This is a genomic window from Castellaniella sp., assembly GCF_034674885.1.
Lineage (GTDB): Bacteria > Pseudomonadota > Gammaproteobacteria > Burkholderiales > Burkholderiaceae_B > Castellaniella.
The window spans coordinates 52,441-67,105 of the sequence record NZ_JAUCDS010000013.1; the positions used below are offsets into that span (position 1 = coordinate 52,441).

The window sequence follows — 14,665 nt, forward strand, 5'->3', positions numbered from 1 at the left end:
ATGAAGCAAGGCATCGTCCTGTCGGTCGCTTCCTCGGCCCTGTTCGCGACCATGTATTTCTATGCGACGCTGATGCAGCCGTTCGATGGCGACATCGTGTTCGCGTGGCGCGTTCTGATGGGCCTGCCGATGATGGCCCTGGTCGTCCATCGTGCGCGGGGCTGGGGCGCCCTGCGCGCGACGGCGCAGCGGTTCACGCGCGGCCGTTTCCTGGCGGCGATGGTGCTGTGCTCGGCCCTGCTGGGGGTTCAGCTCTGGCTGTTCGTCTGGGCGCCTCTGCATGGCTACGCCCTGGACGTGTCCATGGGATATTTTCTGCTGCCGCTGGTGATGGTGCTGGCCGGCCGGCTGGTCTATCGCGAACGGCTCAGTCGCTGGCAGGCCTGGGCGGTGGCGTTCGCCTTGCTGGGGGTCGGCCACGAATGGTGGCGGCTGGGCTCGGTATCGTGGGCGACCGCCCTGGTGGCGTTGGGCTATCCGCCGTACTTCATGTTGCGGCGGCGCCTGCAGGTCGATGCGCTCAGCAGCCTGTGGTTCGACATGCTGTTCCTGTTGCCCGTGGCGGTTTTGGTCCTGCAGTCCCAGGCGGTCGAGGCCGCCCGGATTTTCGCGGACCACCCGCGTCTACTGCTGCAGGTGCCCCTGCTGGGCCTGCTGAGCGTGGTGTCGCTGTCCATGTACCTGGCAGCCAGCCGGCTGTTGCCCATGGGGCTGTTCGGCCTGCTCAGCTACGTGGAACCGGTGTTGCTGTTCTGGGTGGCGTTTCTATTGATGGGAGAACCAGTGGCTCCATCCCAATGGCTGACCTACGGGCCGATCTGGCTGGCGGTGGGGCTGATCGCAGCCGAGGGAGTTCAGAAATTGAAGGTGCCCCCACGCTGCGCACGCTGACGCCTGCTTGCTGCCCCCCAAGGGGGCTCTTTTGCCTTGGGGGCGGCCCAGCGGCAAAAGGCGCCCCCACGCTGCGCAGGCTGACGACTGCTGGCGGGCAAAAAAATGGCGGCCCGAAGGCCGCCAGGGTGTTGTGTGGTGCGCGGCTGTATCAGTCGCGGTTGCCGCCCAGGACGCCCAGCAGCATCAGCAGGTTGGCGAAGATGTTGTACAGGTCCAGGTAGACCGCCAGGGTGGCGCTGATGTAGTTCGTTTCGCCGCCCTGGATGATCCGCTGCAGGTCGATCAGCAGGAAGGCGGAGAAGATGCCGATGGCCAGCACCGACAGCGTCAGCATCAGGGCGGGCATCTGCAGGAAGATGTTGGCCACCATGGCCACGATCAGCAGGATCACGCCCACGAACAGGAATTTCTGCAGATGGGTGAAATCGCGTTTCGTGGTGGTGGCCACCGTGGCCATGGCGCCAAAGACGACCGCCGTGCCGCCGAAGGCCAGCATGATCAGCTGGGCGCCGTTGCTCATGCCCAGGACGAAGCTGAGCAGGTTGGACAGCATCAGCCCCATGAAGAACGTGAAGCCCAGCAGCAGGGCCACGCCCAGCGAGGAATTTTTATTGCGTTCGACCAGGAACATCAGGCCGAAGGCGCCGACCAGGAAGACCAGCGTGCTGGTGCCTGGATTGGCGGCCATGACCTGGCCCATGCCGAAGTGCAGGCCGACGGCCGCGCCCAGCACGGTGGGAATCAGGGACAAGGCCAGCAGCCAGTAGGTATTGCGCAACACGCGGTTGCGGACAGTGACCGACGCGTCGTAGGCGCCGGCGCGAGGTAGGGTATTGCGGAAGTCGGACATGGTGGTTTCCTGTCGTGCGTCAGATCAGTCTAACGCTTATAACATAGTGGATGCAGCAATCTTACATTAAGCTGAACAAAATCGTCCAGACTGTCATGAGTTGGGCCCGTTCAGGGTTCCCAAGTTCCCGCCGAGAGCTGATGCCCTCGCACATCGTGTCCTGCATCCCGGTACTGCGCCCAGCGGCTGCGGGCGGCTTCCCGGTCGGCTTCGTGGCCGGACACGATTTCCAGGATGCGGGTGAAACGCGCGGCATCCGGCGGGCAGGCCAGGTCCAGGTTCAGCAGCCAGTCGGTGGTCGCCGCCGCCGCCAGGGTGTCGGCATCGGACACCAGGATGACATCGGCCTGGTCTGCCAGCGGATCGTGCGCATAGGCGTGCGGGATGAAGCTGGCGGGGTCGAAGTCCCAGAGCAGGCCATCGAAGCGCCGCAGGCGTCGAGGGTCGGTGCAGTAGACCAGCAGCCGCCGGCCCGCCTGTACGTGACGGGCCGTGGTGCGGCAGGCCGCCCGCAGGCGGTGGGGCGCCCCGTAGGCAAAATCAACGCGGCTCATGCCCCGCATTGCCCCAGCAGGTACTGGGTCAGCAGGGGCACCGGCCGGCCGGTGGCGCCTTTTTGTTTGCCTTCCAGCCAGGCGGTGCCCGCGATGTCCAGGTGTGCCCAGCGGTATTTCCCGGTGAAGCGCGACAGGAAGCAGGCCGCTGTGACGGAACCCGCAGGGCGGCCGCCGATGTTGGCCATGTCGGCGAAATTCGATTTCAGCAGGTCCTGGTAGGCGTCTTCCAGGGGCATGCGCCAGGCAGGATCCTGGGCCTGGCGGCCCGCTGCCAGCAGTTCGGCGGCCAGCGTGTCGTCCTGGGTGAACAGACCGCTGTTGACGTGGCCCAGGGCGATGACGCAGGCACCGGTCAGGGTGGCGACGTCGATCACCGCTGCGGGTTTGAAGCGTTCCGCGTAGGTCAGGGCGTCGCACAGGATCAGGCGGCCTTCGGCATCGGTGTTCAGGACTTCGATGGTCTGTCCCGACAGGCTGGTGATGATGTCCCCGGGCTTGACGGCTGAACCGCTGGGCAGGTTCTCGCAGCTGGGCACGATGCCGATGATTTCGCGCGGCAGGTCGAGTTCCGCCACGGCACGCATGGTGCCCAGGACGCTGGCTGCGCCGCACATGTCGAATTTCATTTCGTCCATGCCGGGGCCGGGCTTCAGGGAAATGCCGCCGGCGTCGAAAGTGATGCCCTTGCCGACCAGCACGATCGGGGCGGCCTTGCGGTCGGTCGGTTTGCTGGGTGTGTGGCGCAGCACGATGAAGGCGGGCGGTTCGGTCGACCCCCGCGCTACTGACAGGAAAGAGCCCATTTTCAGGGCTTCGATCTTCTTCTGATCCAGGACTTCGGCCTTCAGGGTCTTGAATTGCTTTGCCAGGCTGCGCGCCGTCTGCCCCAGGTAGGTGGGGGTGCAGACGTTGGGGGGCAGGTCGCCCAGCAAGCGGGCCAGATTGACGCCCGCGCCGATGGCGGCGCCTTGTTCGAGGCCGATCTTGGCCTGGGCGGCCTTGGCGCGGGACAAGTGCAGGGTGAAGCTGCGCAGTTTGATGGCCGGCTTGGCCTGGCTGAAGGTCTGGTCGTAGCGGTAGGCTGCGGCGCTGACCAGGCGGGCCGCCGCGCGGGCGCAGTCCGTCAGGGGGGCATCCGCGATGGCCAGGGCGCACAGGGTGGATACTGCCGTGCTGACGCCGGCGCGCACGCAGTAGCCTGCGAACGCCTGGTGCGCCTTGGCCAGGGTGGCGGCCGTCAGGCTGTCCTGGCGGCCAAGGCCGAGTAAAATGACACGGGCCGCCGCGATGCCGACCGGCGCGTGCAGAGTCAGGCAGCTGCCCGGCGCCGCGTCGAATTCCGACTGGACGACCGCGCGGATCGCACCGCCGGACGCCTGGTCCAGCGCGTCGGCTGCGGGACTCAGGATGCCATCCTGGAACACGCCGACCGCCAGGGCCTGGGTTTTCAAGGTATGCAGGGTAGTCGTGGTGCTTGTGCTAAATTCCATTCGTATTTCCTTAGATCCAGCGGCGCGCGGGCGGCAATCAGCCGATTCGCAGGCAATTGCGCCCGTTTGGGATTGACGGCCCATTATTCCGCATTTTCCCATGTCATTGTTCAAGCGCGCCGTCTTTTCCGAAATCACCAGCCATGCTGGCATCGTGTTTTCCACCTTGCTGGTGGTCTGGCTCAGCGTGCTGATCGTGCGGCTGCTCGGCCAGGCCGCCAATGGCGATATCGGCGCCAACGTCGTGCTGGGGCTGGCGGCCTTTTCCAGCATCACGGCGCTGCCGGTGATCCTGTCGGTGACGCTGTTCGTGGCAGTCCTGACGACCGTCACGCGCAGCTACCGCGAATCGGAAATGCCCGTCTGGTTCGCCAGCGGCCTTTCCCTGACCGACTGGCTGCGCCCCGTCATGATGTTTGCTCTGCCGGTGGCCGCCGTGGTGGCCGTGCTGACCTTGTCGGCCTCGCCCTGGGCTTACGGACAGATTGCCGAATATCGCCAGCGCTTCGAGCAGCGCTCCGACCTGTCCAAGGTCACGGCCGGGCAGTTCATCGAAACCGACGACGGGAAGCGCGTGTTCTTCGCGGAATCGCCTTCGCGTCCCGATGACGAGCTGGGCCGTGTCGTGGCCCGCATCATCGAGCCCGATTGGCTGAGCATCGTCACCGCCGACAGCGCTGCCATCCGCACAGAAGCCAACGGCGACCGTTTCCTGGTGCTGGGTCCGGGGCATCGCTATGACCTGAAACCGGGCACTCCGGAACTGCGGCTGCTGGATTTCCAGCGCTATGGCGTGCGGATCGAAAGCCGTACCGACCCCGGGGCCCTGGAAACCGCCCGCCAGAAGGCGTTGCAGGAAATCAAGGCGCGGCCGACGCTGGATCTCGTGGTACGTGGAGACAATGAATCCCTGTCCCAGCTGATGTGGCGCCTGGCCTTGCCGCTTTCTGTGCTGAACCTGGCGCTGATCGCCTTGCCGCTGGGCGCGGTGAACCCGCGCCTGGGGCGTTCTGGCGATCTGCTGCTGGCCGGGCTGCTGGCGCTGCTCTACATGAATCTGATCAATCTGTCGCGCGGCTGGATCGGCAGCGGGGTGCTGTCCTTCGGGCTGGGAGTCTGGCTGGTCCATGCCCTGTTCCTGGCCTTGGGGCTGGGGATGCTGTGGCGGCGCACCCGCATGCCCAGGCCTCGCCGGCAGGCAGCTTCAGCAGCGGCCAGGCCCGTATAGGCCGGAATTCGCATCAGGCCGCCGGCACCTGAGCGCCATACGAAGGCAGCCAGTCCTCGGCAGGCGTGCGCAGGGTCCGGCTGCCGCCTTGCAGCAGGTCGCGATTCAGGTCGATGGCATGCTTCAGGTAATCCCATAGGGCCATGACGCGCCGGGTCTGGCGCAGGTCTTCGTGGCAGTACATCCAGAAGCTGCGGGTGACGTGGATGTCGCGCGCCAGGACCGGCGCCAGGCGCGAGTCCTGCGCAGCCAGGAAACACGGCAGGATGGCCAGGGCCTGGCCGCCCAGCACGGCCTGATACTGGGCCAGCACGCTGGTGCTGCGAAACACCACGTTGGCGGCCGGCGCCAGATCATCCAGATAGCGCAGGCGGTCGCTGAACAGAAGCTCGTCCACATAGCCGATGAAGCGGTGCCGCTCCAGATCGTGACGGTGGCGGATGGGCGGCTGGCGATCCAGGTAGTCCTGCGTGCCATAGAGCTGCAAGGTGTAGTCGGCCAGCTTGGTGCACAGATAGGGGCCGCGCTGCGGGCGCTCCAGGGCGATGGCGATGTCGGCCTCGCGCTTGGACAGGCTGATGTAGCGCGGCACCGGCATGATGTCCAGGGTCATGCCTGGGTGGCGGCGCTGGAAGTCGATCATCAGGGGCGTCAGGATGGTGCTGCCGAAGCCCTCGGTCGATCCGATGCGCAGGTGGCCGGAAGGCCCCTGAGCGGATCCGGACAGGGCCTCGCGGGCGGCCAGCAGCGCGCTTTCGACTTGTTCCGCGTAGGCAAAGAATCGCTGACCTTCCTCCGTCAGGGTGAAGCCGCTGGCGCGGGATTTCTCAAACAGGGTGATGCCCAGGTCCAGTTCCAGGCCCCGGATGCGCCGTGTCACGGTGCTGTGCTGCACACCCAGGCGCAGTGCGGCTGCGCTGGCCCGCTGCGTGCGGGCGACTTCCAGAAAATAGCGAATCGCGTCCCAGTCCGTCATGGCTTGTGCAAATATCGTCAACCAATGTGCAAATATTTTCATGGTAATAAGTTTTTTACACAACTACACTGGGACATGACATGAGGCGCCGCGCCACGAGTGTCCTGTACGGGTTGACCGGGCAGGACTCCGGGCAGCCCGCCCTGCGGAATCCAACCGATTTCAACCAGGAGACTTGCATGAGCGATATTCCACGTGTCCCGCTACTGATCGACGGGAAACTGGTCCAGTCCGAAACTACCGAATGGCGCGACATCATCAATCCGGCGACCCAGGAAGTGGTGGCGCGGGTGCCGTTCGCCACGCCGGCCGAGGTCGAGCGGGCCATTGCCAATTCCAAGGAAGCCTTCAAGACCTGGCGTTCCGTCAGCCAGGCCAAACGCCGCCAGATCATGAACGACCTGGCACACCTGCTGCGTGAAAACACCGGCAAGATCGCCGAAGTCCTGTCCCGCGAACACGGCAAGACCCTGCCCGATGCCGAGGGCGAAGTCGCGCGCGGCCTGGAAGGCGTGGAACACGCCGTGTCGGCCAATGTGCTGCAACTGGGCGATTACGCCGAAAATGCCGCCACCGGCATCGACGTCTACAACGTGCTGCAGCCGCTGGGCGTCTGCGCCGGGATCACGGCCTTCAACTTCCCCGTGATGCTGCCCTGCTGGATGTTCCCGATTGCCGTCACCATGGGCAATACCTTCGTCTACAAGCCGTCAGAACAGGACCCGAGCGCGTCGCTGATGGTGGCGCAACTGGCCCTGGAAGCCGGCCTGCCGCCGGGGGTCCTGAACGTCGTGCACGGCGGCCCGGACGTGGCCAATACCCTGTGCGATCACCCGGACATCAAGGCCGTGTCGTTCATCGGTTCGACGCGCGTGGGTACGGAAATCTATCGCCGCTCGTCCAACGCCGGCAAGCGCTGCCAGGCCATGATGGGGGCCAAGAACCACAGCGTCATCATGCCGGACGCCGACCGCGAGGCCGCCCTGAATTCCATGCTGGGGGCCGCCTTCGGCGCGGCCGGCGAACGCTGCATGGCGATTTCGGTGCTGGTGCTGGTCGGCGAGGCGCAGAAATGGCTGCCGGACTTCGTCGAGCGGGCCAAGAAACTGAAGGTCAATATCGGCACCGACCGCAAGGCAGACCTGGGCCCCCTGATTTCGCCAGCGGCCAAGAAACGCGTCGAAGGCTTCATCCAGAAGGGTGTGGACGAAGGCGCCGATCTGGTGCTCGATGGGCGCGGGATCAAGGTCCCTGGCTACGAGCAGGGCAATTTCGTCGGCCCTACCGTGTTCAGCAAGGTCAAGGCCGACATGAGCATCTACCAGGAAGAAATCTTCGGGCCGGTGCTGTCCGTGGTGCTGGTCGATACTCTGGAAGAAGCCGTCGAATTCATCAACGCCAATCCCAATGGCAATGGCACGTCGATTTTCACCCAGGATGGCGGGCATGCTCGCTACTTCCAGAATCACGTCGACGTCGGCCAGGTGGGGATCAACATCCCCATCCCGGTGCCGGTGGCCTGGTTCAGCTTCACGGGGTCGCGGGCGTCGAAACTGGGCGACCTGGGTCCCAATGGCCGCCAGTCCATCTACTTCTGGACGCAGACCAAGACCATCACGGCTCGCTGGCAGGCGCATCCCACGGACGTGAACACGACCATCGCCATGAGGTAACGCGTCGGCTGTTGCAGGCGTGATGCACAGGGCGTCGGCAGGGTCTCAGAACCTTTCCGGCGCCCTGTGGCATGTCCATCCGACGAACTAAACAAATAACAAAAAATAATATAAAAGGCGTTCCATATTCCATATAATGGCTGTTCCTATAGGGCCATGGCATATGAATCTCCAGCAATTCCGTTTCGTCCGCGAAACCATCCGCCGCAACTTCAATCTGACCGAAGCCGCCCGGGCCCTGTATACCTCGCAACCCGGGGTGTCGAAAGCCATCATCGAATTCGAGGACGAGCTGGGCATCAAGATCTTCGAGCGCCACGGCAAACGCCTGAAGGGCCTGACCAAGCCGGGGCAGGCCGTGTCCACCGTCATCGACCGCATCATGCGCGAAGTGGACAACCTGAAAAAGGTCAGCGATGAATTCGCCCAGCGCGACGAAGGCGCCCTGGTCATCGCCTGCACCCACACACAGGCCCGCTACCTGCTGCCGCGCGTGATCCCGGCCTTCCGGGCGCGCTTTCCGAAAGTGCACGTTTCGCTGGCCGAGGGCAATCCCGAACACCTGGCCCGCCTGGTGCTGCACGAACAGGCCGATCTGGCCATCGCCACCGAAACCCTGGCAGATACACCGGGCCTGGTGGCCTTGCCGGTCTATGCCTGGGAACACACGCTGGTGGTGCCGCCCGATCATCCCCTGACCAGCCTGACGTCCAGCGCCGCCCGTAACCTGTCGCTGGAGCATCTGGCCCAATACCCCATCGTCACGTACGATCGGGCTTTCTCGGGGCGTCGGGCCATCGACGCCGCCTTCGAGCAGGCGGGCATCACGCCCGACATCGTGCTGGAGGCCATCGACGCGGACGTGGTCAAGACCTATGCCGACATCGGCCTGGGCATCGGCATCATCGCAGGCGTGGCCTTCGACCCGCGTCGCGACAAAGGCCTGGTGGGGCTGCCGGCCGGTCATCTGTTCGGCAAGCACACCACCAGCGTCGCCATCAAACGCGGCGTCTTCCTGCGGGATTATGTGTACGTGCTGATGGAAATGCTGGCGCCCGAACTGACGCGCGACCGGGTGTCCGAGGCCGTTTCCCAGCCGACGCCGGCGGTGCGCGAAGTCGCCTGATCCCCTGGGCGCTACACGCCCAGATAGGCCCGTCTCAGTTCGGGGTCCTCGATCAGTTGGCCGGCCGGGCCTTCCTGCACGATATGGCCGGTTTCCAGCACGTAGGCGCGGTCCGCCGCCGCCAGGGCCAAGTGGATATCCTGTTCGACCAGCAGCACCGTGACCCCCTGGTCGCGGATGGTCGCCAGGCTCTCCATCAGCTGATCGACGATGATGGGCGCCAGGCCCAGGCTCATTTCATCCACCAGCAATAGGCGCGGGCGCGCCATCAGTGCGCGTGCCATGGCGCACATCTGCTGTTCGCCGCCCGACATGCTGCCGGCCAGCTGGCGGCGGCGTTCGGCCATGCGCGGGAACTGGGCGTACACCTGTTCCAGATCGGTGCGGATGGCGGCTGTGTCCGCGCGCCGGTAGGCGCCCATCAGAAGATTGTCCTGCACCGACATGCGGGGAAAGAGCTGGCGGCCCTCGGGAACCTGGACGATCCCCTGGCGGAAGATCTGGTCGGGCGTGTGGCCCTGGATGTCGGCGCCAGCCCACGTGATGCGGCCTGATTGGCTGGGCAGCAGGCCGGACAGAACCCGCAGCAAGGTGGTCTTGCCCGCGCCATTGCTGCCGACCAGGGCCAGAAATTCGGCTTCGCGCACTTCCAGGGTGATGTCGTGCAGCACCTGCACCAGGCCGTAGCCGGCCGACAAGCCCTGGACCTGCAGCAGCGGCGTATGTGTCGAAGGCGTGGAGCTCATGTGCGTTTCTTTCCCAGATAGGCTTCGACCACGCGCGGGTCGTTCAGGACGCTGTCGGGCGCTCCGTCGGCGATCTTTTCGCCGTGGTGCAGCACCATGATGCGGTCCGACAGGTTGCGGATGGCCTTGATCACGTGCTCGATGACGATGATGCTGATGCCGGTGTCGCGCACCTTGCGGATGATGTCGATGACCTCGTCGATCTCCACCAGGTTCAGGCCGGCCATGACCTCGTCGCACAGCAGTACGCGCGGTTGCATGGCCAGGGCCTTGGCCAGTTCCAGGCGCTTGCGGTCCGGTCCGCCCAGGTCTTCGGCCCTTTGGTCCACGTGCTTGCCCAGGCCGACGAACTGCAGGCATTCGCGGGCGTTGGCGCGGGCCCTGGACAGTTTCGCTTCTCCCTGGCCGCGCCCGAACAGGGCACCGACGGCGACGTTGTCCAGGACCGACAGGCCCGGAAAGGGCTGCATGATCTGGAAGGTGCGCCCGATACCCAGGCGCGCGCGGCGGAATGCGGCCATGCGGTCGATGCGTCGCCCGTCGAACCAGACCTCGCCTTCGGAAGGATCCAGGGTGCCGCTGAGCAGGCTGATCAGCGTGGTCTTGCCGGCGCCGTTGGGGCCGATGAAGCCCAGTATTTCACCGGGCGACAGGGAAAAGCTGACGTCGTGGACCGCGACCAATCCCGAGAAACGGCGCGTGAGCTGTCGGGCTTCCAGAATCGGGCTCATATGCGGTTCGTCCGGATGTTGTCGATGAAATAACGCCAGCCCAGGCGGTGGAAACGCCGTACCACGTCGGCCAGGCCGCGTGGCATCAACACCACGGCGACGACGATGACGATGCCGAAGAACAGGCCGGCAATGCTGGTGACCTCGCTGGACAGCAGTTCGGAGATGGCCGACAGGATGAAGGAACCGACGATCGGTCCCAGGATCGTGCCGGGGCCGCCGAACACCGCCATGATGATCATCTTGACGTTCAGGGTGATGTCGAATGCGCTGCCCGGGTCCAGGAAGGTGATCCAGTAAGCCTGGATGCCGCCGGCCAGTGCGCTGAACACGCCGGCCAGGGCGAAGGCCAGGACCTTGTAGCGGGTCGTGTCCACCCCCATGACGACGGCGCCTTCCTCGTTTTCGCGGATGGCGATCAGGCCGAAGCCAAAGCGGCTGCGGGTCAGCCACCAGACGGTCAGGGTCGCAGCCACCAGCAGGATGAGCGCCAGTTCGTAGAACATCCGGTCGTCGTTCAGCGGTGGCAGCACCAGACCGATGTTCTGCCCCGCCAGCGGCACGTTGGAGACGATGGCCGCCATGATCTGCGCCAGGGCCAGGGTCGCGATGGCGAAATAGTGGCCCTTCAGGCGCAGTACCGGAATGCCCAGCAGGAAGGCGAAGATCACGGCCAGCACGACGCCAAAGGCCATGCCCACGGCGAAGGGCAGTTGCCACTGAACCATGGCGATGCCCACGCCATAGGCGCCCAGGCCATAGAACACGGAATTGCCGAAGGACGGGTAGCCGGTATAGCCGCCGATGATGTTCCAGCCCTGCGCCAGCACGGCCAGCAGCAGGGTGCTGATGCCGAACTGGATGATGGTGTCGGATCCGTACCAGGGCAGCAGGGCCAGCGCGACCAGCGCTGCAGCGATCAGGATGGGGCGCCAGATGTTCATGCGGTTCTCCCCAGCAGGCCGGTGGGCCGCACGATCAGCACCAGGAGCAGCACGCCGAAGCTGGCGACGTCAGCGTAGGTGGGGCCGATGTACAGCGTGGTCAGGGATTCGATCAGTCCCAGGATCAGGCCGCCTGCGATCACGCCCAGCGGCGTGTCCAGGCCGCCGATGATGGCGATGGCGAAGGATTTGGCCGTCAGGGTGGCGCCGATGTAGGGGTTGATCTGCGAGACGGTGCCGTACAGGCCGCCGGCCGCGCCAGCCAGTGCCAGGCCCAGGCCGAAGGTGACGGCGTACAGGTGGCGCGGTTCGACGCCGTACAGCCGGGCCGCCGACAGGTTCTGAGCCGTGGCCCGGATGGCCCGGCCCAGGCGGGTCCGCAGCAGAAAATACCACATGATCAGCGTCAGGGCGATGGCCACGCTGCAGGCGGCCAGCCGCACCAGCGGGATCGTCAGCCCCAGCAGGGTGATGTTCTGCCCGGAATAGGCGGGATTGATGGTGCGGAAATCGGCCGAGAACACCAGCTGGGCGAGGTAGGTCAGCACGACCTCCATCCCGAAGGTGATCAGCAGTGTGTTGAACATGGGCGCGCGCACGATCAGGTTCAGGATGCCGCGCTGGATGGCGTAGCCCACGACGAACATCAGGACTGCCGTCAGCGGCAGCCCCAGGAAGGGGTCCAGGTGCAGCCATTGAAAGCTGTACCAGGAGATGTAGGCGCCCAGCATGATGAAGGCGCCATGCGAGAGATTGACGATATTGAGCACCCCCCAGACCAGGGCCAGGCCGAGCGCCACGATGGCGTACAGCCCGCCCTGCAGGATGCCGTTGATGAGGACTTGCAGCAGAAGGTCCAAGGCGGTGTCTCCGGGGGGCGGGGCGGATCAGCGCTTCGACCAGTCGGGCATCGGGTATTTCGGCTGGGTCATGAATTTGTCCCCGTCGAATACGGCCACCGGCTTGCCGTTCTGCACTTGAATCACGGTCTGGTCCAGATGGATCTGGCCGTTGTCGGCGAACTTGATGTGGCCATACAGGCTATTGAAGTCACTGGCGGCGAGCGCGTTGCGGACAGCCTTCGGCTCCAGCGTGCCGGCTTTTTCGATGGCCTTGACGATGGCTTCCACGTCGGAGACGCCCGATGCCGCGTGATAGTCCGGTTCGTAGCGGTACTGCGCGCCCCAGGCCTTGGCGAACTGGGCGGCGTCGCCGAACCAGTCATCCTTCAGGGCCTCGCTGGGCAGCCAGGCCGTCATGCCGAAGGCGTAGTCAGCGTCATTGCCCAGAGCCTTGCGGAAGTCCTCGCTGGGCACGCCCACGGTGAAGGAATAGAACTTCGGCGAGACGTCCAGGCTTTTCGCCTGGCGGATGAAGTTCAGGATTTCCGTTTCGTGGCCAGCAACCAGCACGGCATCCGCCTGCTTGGACTTGATCTGCGACAGCAGGGTGTTGAAGTCGCTGGCGTTGGAACTGTAGCGCTCGTCCAGCACGGTATCGGCGCCGGCGTCCTTCAGCAGCGGCCGGGTGCCCTTGGCCACGGACACGTCGAAGGAATCGTCCGCGTACAGCAGGGCGACCTTGGAGGGTTCAGGCTTCAGTTGCTTGAACATCTTGATCGTGCTGCCGAAATAGTCGCTGGCCGGCGCCAGGGTGCCGAAGACGTACTTGAAGCCGCGCGAGAAGATCTGGTCCGAGGCGCCGCCGCCCTGGACCATGGGAATCTGGTATTTTTCCGAGACCGCCGAATCGGCCAGGGCGAAATTGCTGGCGAACGGTCCCAACAGGAAGTTGACCTTGTCCTGAGACACCAGTTGCGTGTATTGGCGCACGCTCAGGTTGACGTCGGACTGGTTGTCGTAGATCTTCAGGGCCAGGGTGTATTTTTTCCCACCGATCGTGACACCACCTTTGCGGTTGATCTGGTCGACCGCCAGCTTGTAGGCGTCGTTGTAATAGCGGCCGGTGTTGGCCACCGGCCCCGTCAGCTGGACGGATGCGCCCAGCAGAATCTGGTTGTCCGCCGCCTGACTGGCTCCGCTGGCCAGCGCCAGGGCCAGCGCGACGGCCGCGCAGGGCAGGCTATGCCGAAATAAGGTATGCATGGAACGTGTCTCCTAAGGGTTGCTTTGCGTTCCATTCTGCGCTTTGTAACGTAACAAACCTCTGAATATTCTCTGACGGTCTACTGAAAATCACCGCAACGTGTCCGCAAATAGGAGGTAATCCTCCGGGGTGTCCACGGCAGCGGTGGGGAGTAGGTCACGTGAGAATTGCGTTCTTGAATAAGAATGATTATTATTTATGTTCAATTAAGGAAGCCGATTTCTTCCCGTTCCATTCCAGGAGCCACTTTCATGGCGCAGTCTCAAGTCAGTGCATTGATCGTCGGCGCAGACCGGCTGGGCAACATTCCGGACCTGCTGCGCGATCACAATATCGCCGTTCGGCATCACATCAGCGGCCGGGACCCGTCCCATCAGAAGAAAGCGCCGGCCTTGCCGTCCGGCACGGACCTGGTGATCCTGCTGACGGATTTCCTGGGACACAACGTCATGAAGACATTCCGGGCGGCTGCGCAGCGGGCTGGGGTACGCGTGTTGACCTGCAGGCGGTCGGTATGCAGCATGCAGCGGGCGCTCGATCAGTGTGGCTATTGCAAGGCCTGCCCTTTGCGGGCGGATGCCGGTGCGCGCCTGCACTGAGCCTGCGAAACTGCAGTCCCGGGCCTGGCATGCGGCTGCGGTGCGAGGGTCAGCGTTGTGCGGTTTCGGCCTGGGGTTTCAGGCGGCGGGCGCCGTTGTAGCGCTTTCGCCAGTAGGCGATGTCCATGCTTTCGACGCGGATGGCGGCGCCGGTGCGCGGCGCATGCACGAACTGGTGGTTGCCCAGGTAGATGCCGACGTGTGAGAAACGTCGGCCCCGCGTATTGAAGAACACCAGGTCGCCACGGCGCAGTTCGTCACGGTCGATCGAGATGCCTTCCTGGGCCTGGCTGCTGGCGGTGCGCGGCAGTTTCAATCCCAGGGATTTTTCTGCCGCATAGGCCACCAGACCGCTGCAATCGAAGCCTTCGCCGGGCGCATCCCCGCCGTAGCGGTATTTGACCCCCAGGAATTTCAGGGCAGTGGCCGCCATGGTCTTGGGGAGCTGGCTGGAGGGGACATCGGACTGGGGATAATCGACAGCGAGCTGGTCTTTTTTGTCCAGCCAGGCGCCCAGGGGGTCGGACTGGGTGCTGAGCAGGTAGCTGTCGCGCAGCAGGTGATTGGAGTTTGCATCTGCCGTCTGGCGGGGCTGGGTGGCGCACCCGGCCAGGGCCACTGCGCCGGCGCACAGCATCAGCTTGAAGAGGCGCGCCACAAATGGCGTGGGCTGAATGACATGGACTTGAGCGGAATGTGGCGGCGGCATGGGTTCTTGAGTTCTGTCTTCGGCGTGCGGCCTGGG

Annotated in this window: 15 protein-coding genes; 5 read left to right on the forward strand and 10 right to left on the reverse strand. The window is 64.6% G+C overall.

The window, feature by feature from the left end; translation table 11 throughout:
- Positions 1-891 carry an EamA family transporter RarD gene (rarD, locus tag VDP74_RS09115; RefSeq protein WP_322999316.1) on the forward strand — a complete coding sequence of 297 codons (891 nt, stop codon included), beginning with the start codon at positions 1-3 and terminating at the stop codon, positions 889-891.
- Between the two features lie 151 nt (positions 892-1,042).
- Here the strand turns inward: rarD and VDP74_RS09120 are convergent, their stop codons facing one another.
- The 3 genes from VDP74_RS09120 to VDP74_RS09130 all read right to left on the reverse strand — a co-directional run bounded on the left by VDP74_RS09120 (position 1,043) and on the right by VDP74_RS09130 (position 3,791).
- The gene (locus VDP74_RS09120) at positions 1,043-1,744 is read right to left on the reverse strand and encodes a Bax inhibitor-1/YccA family protein (protein WP_322999317.1); all 702 of its coding nucleotides are present in this window, start codon (positions 1,742-1,744) and stop codon (positions 1,043-1,045) included.
- A 110-nt stretch (positions 1,745-1,854) separates the two neighbouring features.
- On the reverse strand, positions 1,855-2,298 hold the full coding sequence (locus tag VDP74_RS09125) for a DNA polymerase III subunit chi (RefSeq protein ID WP_322999318.1): 444 nt from the start codon (positions 2,296-2,298) through the stop codon (positions 1,855-1,857).
- Positions 2,295-3,791 (reverse strand): leucyl aminopeptidase, encoded by a 1,497-nt coding sequence (locus VDP74_RS09130; RefSeq protein ID WP_322999319.1) that lies wholly within the window; start codon positions 3,789-3,791, stop codon positions 2,295-2,297. Before VDP74_RS09130 ends, VDP74_RS09125 begins: the two co-directional genes overlap by 4 nt.
- 100 nt (positions 3,792-3,891) lie before the next feature.
- On the opposite strand from VDP74_RS09130, the gene lptF reads away from it, so the two are divergent.
- Entirely contained in the window at positions 3,892-5,019 is a 1,128-nt protein-coding gene (gene lptF, locus VDP74_RS09135) for an LPS export ABC transporter permease LptF (protein WP_322999320.1), read from the forward strand.
- A 13-nt stretch (positions 5,020-5,032) separates the two neighbouring features.
- Here the strand turns inward: lptF and VDP74_RS09140 are convergent, their stop codons facing one another.
- The gene (locus VDP74_RS09140) at positions 5,033-5,995 is read right to left on the reverse strand and encodes a LysR family transcriptional regulator (RefSeq protein WP_322999321.1); all 963 of its coding nucleotides are present in this window, start codon (positions 5,993-5,995) and stop codon (positions 5,033-5,035) included.
- 179 nt (positions 5,996-6,174) lie between these two features.
- On the opposite strand from VDP74_RS09140, the gene VDP74_RS09145 reads away from it, so the two are divergent.
- Complete coding sequence (locus tag VDP74_RS09145; protein ID WP_322999322.1) at positions 6,175-7,668, forward strand: CoA-acylating methylmalonate-semialdehyde dehydrogenase; 1,494 nt, start codon at positions 6,175-6,177, stop codon at positions 7,666-7,668.
- A gap of 163 nt (positions 7,669-7,831) precedes the next feature.
- Positions 7,832-8,794, forward strand: a complete 963-nt coding sequence (locus VDP74_RS09150) for a CysB family HTH-type transcriptional regulator (protein WP_322999323.1) — start codon at positions 7,832-7,834, stop codon at positions 8,792-8,794.
- Positions 8,795-8,805: 11 nt separating this feature from the next.
- On the opposite strand, the gene VDP74_RS09155 is transcribed toward VDP74_RS09150, so the two are convergent.
- Genes VDP74_RS09155 through VDP74_RS09175 form a run of 5 tightly spaced genes read right to left on the reverse strand, consistent with a single transcriptional unit; the run spans position 8,806 to position 13,320 of the window.
- The gene (locus tag VDP74_RS09155) at positions 8,806-9,540 is read right to left on the reverse strand and encodes an ABC transporter ATP-binding protein (protein WP_322999324.1); all 735 of its coding nucleotides are present in this window, start codon (positions 9,538-9,540) and stop codon (positions 8,806-8,808) included.
- Entirely contained in the window at positions 9,537-10,271 is a 735-nt protein-coding gene (locus VDP74_RS09160; protein WP_322999325.1) for an ABC transporter ATP-binding protein, read from the reverse strand. The genes VDP74_RS09155 and VDP74_RS09160 overlap by 4 nt, the downstream gene beginning before the upstream one ends.
- Complete coding sequence (locus VDP74_RS09165) at positions 10,268-11,215, reverse strand: branched-chain amino acid ABC transporter permease (RefSeq protein WP_322999326.1); 948 nt, start codon at positions 11,213-11,215, stop codon at positions 10,268-10,270. The genes VDP74_RS09160 and VDP74_RS09165 overlap by 4 nt, the downstream gene beginning before the upstream one ends.
- Positions 11,212-12,075, reverse strand: a complete 864-nt coding sequence (locus tag VDP74_RS09170) for a branched-chain amino acid ABC transporter permease (RefSeq protein WP_322999327.1) — start codon at positions 12,073-12,075, stop codon at positions 11,212-11,214. The genes VDP74_RS09165 and VDP74_RS09170 overlap by 4 nt, the downstream gene beginning before the upstream one ends.
- A 27-nt stretch (positions 12,076-12,102) precedes the next feature.
- Complete coding sequence (locus VDP74_RS09175; RefSeq protein WP_322999328.1) at positions 12,103-13,320, reverse strand: amino acid ABC transporter substrate-binding protein; 1,218 nt, start codon at positions 13,318-13,320, stop codon at positions 12,103-12,105.
- 252 nt (positions 13,321-13,572) lie between these two features.
- Between VDP74_RS09175 and VDP74_RS09180 the strand changes: the two genes are divergently transcribed.
- Entirely contained in the window at positions 13,573-13,920 is a 348-nt protein-coding gene (locus tag VDP74_RS09180; RefSeq protein WP_322999329.1) for a DUF2325 domain-containing protein, read from the forward strand.
- Positions 13,921-13,969: 49 nt separating this feature from the next.
- On the opposite strand, the gene VDP74_RS09185 is transcribed toward VDP74_RS09180, so the two are convergent.
- Positions 13,970-14,629 (reverse strand): C40 family peptidase, encoded by a 660-nt coding sequence (locus VDP74_RS09185; protein WP_416232960.1) that lies wholly within the window; start codon positions 14,627-14,629, stop codon positions 13,970-13,972.
- Between the last annotated feature and the right edge of the window lie 36 nt (positions 14,630-14,665).

Excerpts from the sequence above, each read along its gene's own strand:
- VDP74_RS09185 (WP_416232960.1), bottom strand. The coding sequence starts at position 14,629 with ATGCCGCCGCCACATTCCGCTCAAGTCCATGTCATTCAGCCCACGCCA.
- VDP74_RS09125 (WP_322999318.1), bottom strand. The coding sequence starts at position 2,298 with ATGAGCCGCGTTGATTTTGCCTACGGGGCGCCCCACCGCCTGCGGGCG.
- VDP74_RS09150 (WP_322999323.1), top strand. The coding sequence starts at position 7,832 with ATGAATCTCCAGCAATTCCGTTTCGTCCGCGAAACCATCCGCCGCAAC.
- VDP74_RS09175 (WP_322999328.1), bottom strand. The coding sequence starts at position 13,320 with ATGCATACCTTATTTCGGCATAGCCTGCCCTGCGCGGCCGTCGCGCTG.
- VDP74_RS09155 (WP_322999324.1), bottom strand. The coding sequence starts at position 9,540 with ATGAGCTCCACGCCTTCGACACATACGCCGCTGCTGCAGGTCCAGGGC.
- VDP74_RS09160 (WP_322999325.1), bottom strand. The coding sequence starts at position 10,271 with ATGAGCCCGATTCTGGAAGCCCGACAGCTCACGCGCCGTTTCTCGGGA.
- VDP74_RS09145 (WP_322999322.1), top strand. The coding sequence starts at position 6,175 with ATGAGCGATATTCCACGTGTCCCGCTACTGATCGACGGGAAACTGGTC.
- rarD (WP_322999316.1), top strand. The coding sequence starts at position 1 with ATGAAGCAAGGCATCGTCCTGTCGGTCGCTTCCTCGGCCCTGTTCGCG.
- VDP74_RS09130 (WP_322999319.1), bottom strand. The coding sequence starts at position 3,791 with ATGGAATTTAGCACAAGCACCACGACTACCCTGCATACCTTGAAAACC.
- VDP74_RS09165 (WP_322999326.1), bottom strand. The coding sequence starts at position 11,215 with ATGAACATCTGGCGCCCCATCCTGATCGCTGCAGCGCTGGTCGCGCTG.
- VDP74_RS09180 (WP_322999329.1), top strand. The coding sequence starts at position 13,573 with ATGGCGCAGTCTCAAGTCAGTGCATTGATCGTCGGCGCAGACCGGCTG.
- lptF (WP_322999320.1), top strand. The coding sequence starts at position 3,892 with ATGTCATTGTTCAAGCGCGCCGTCTTTTCCGAAATCACCAGCCATGCT.
- VDP74_RS09140 (WP_322999321.1), bottom strand. The coding sequence starts at position 5,995 with ATGACGGACTGGGACGCGATTCGCTATTTTCTGGAAGTCGCCCGCACG.
- VDP74_RS09120 (WP_322999317.1), bottom strand. The coding sequence starts at position 1,744 with ATGTCCGACTTCCGCAATACCCTACCTCGCGCCGGCGCCTACGACGCG.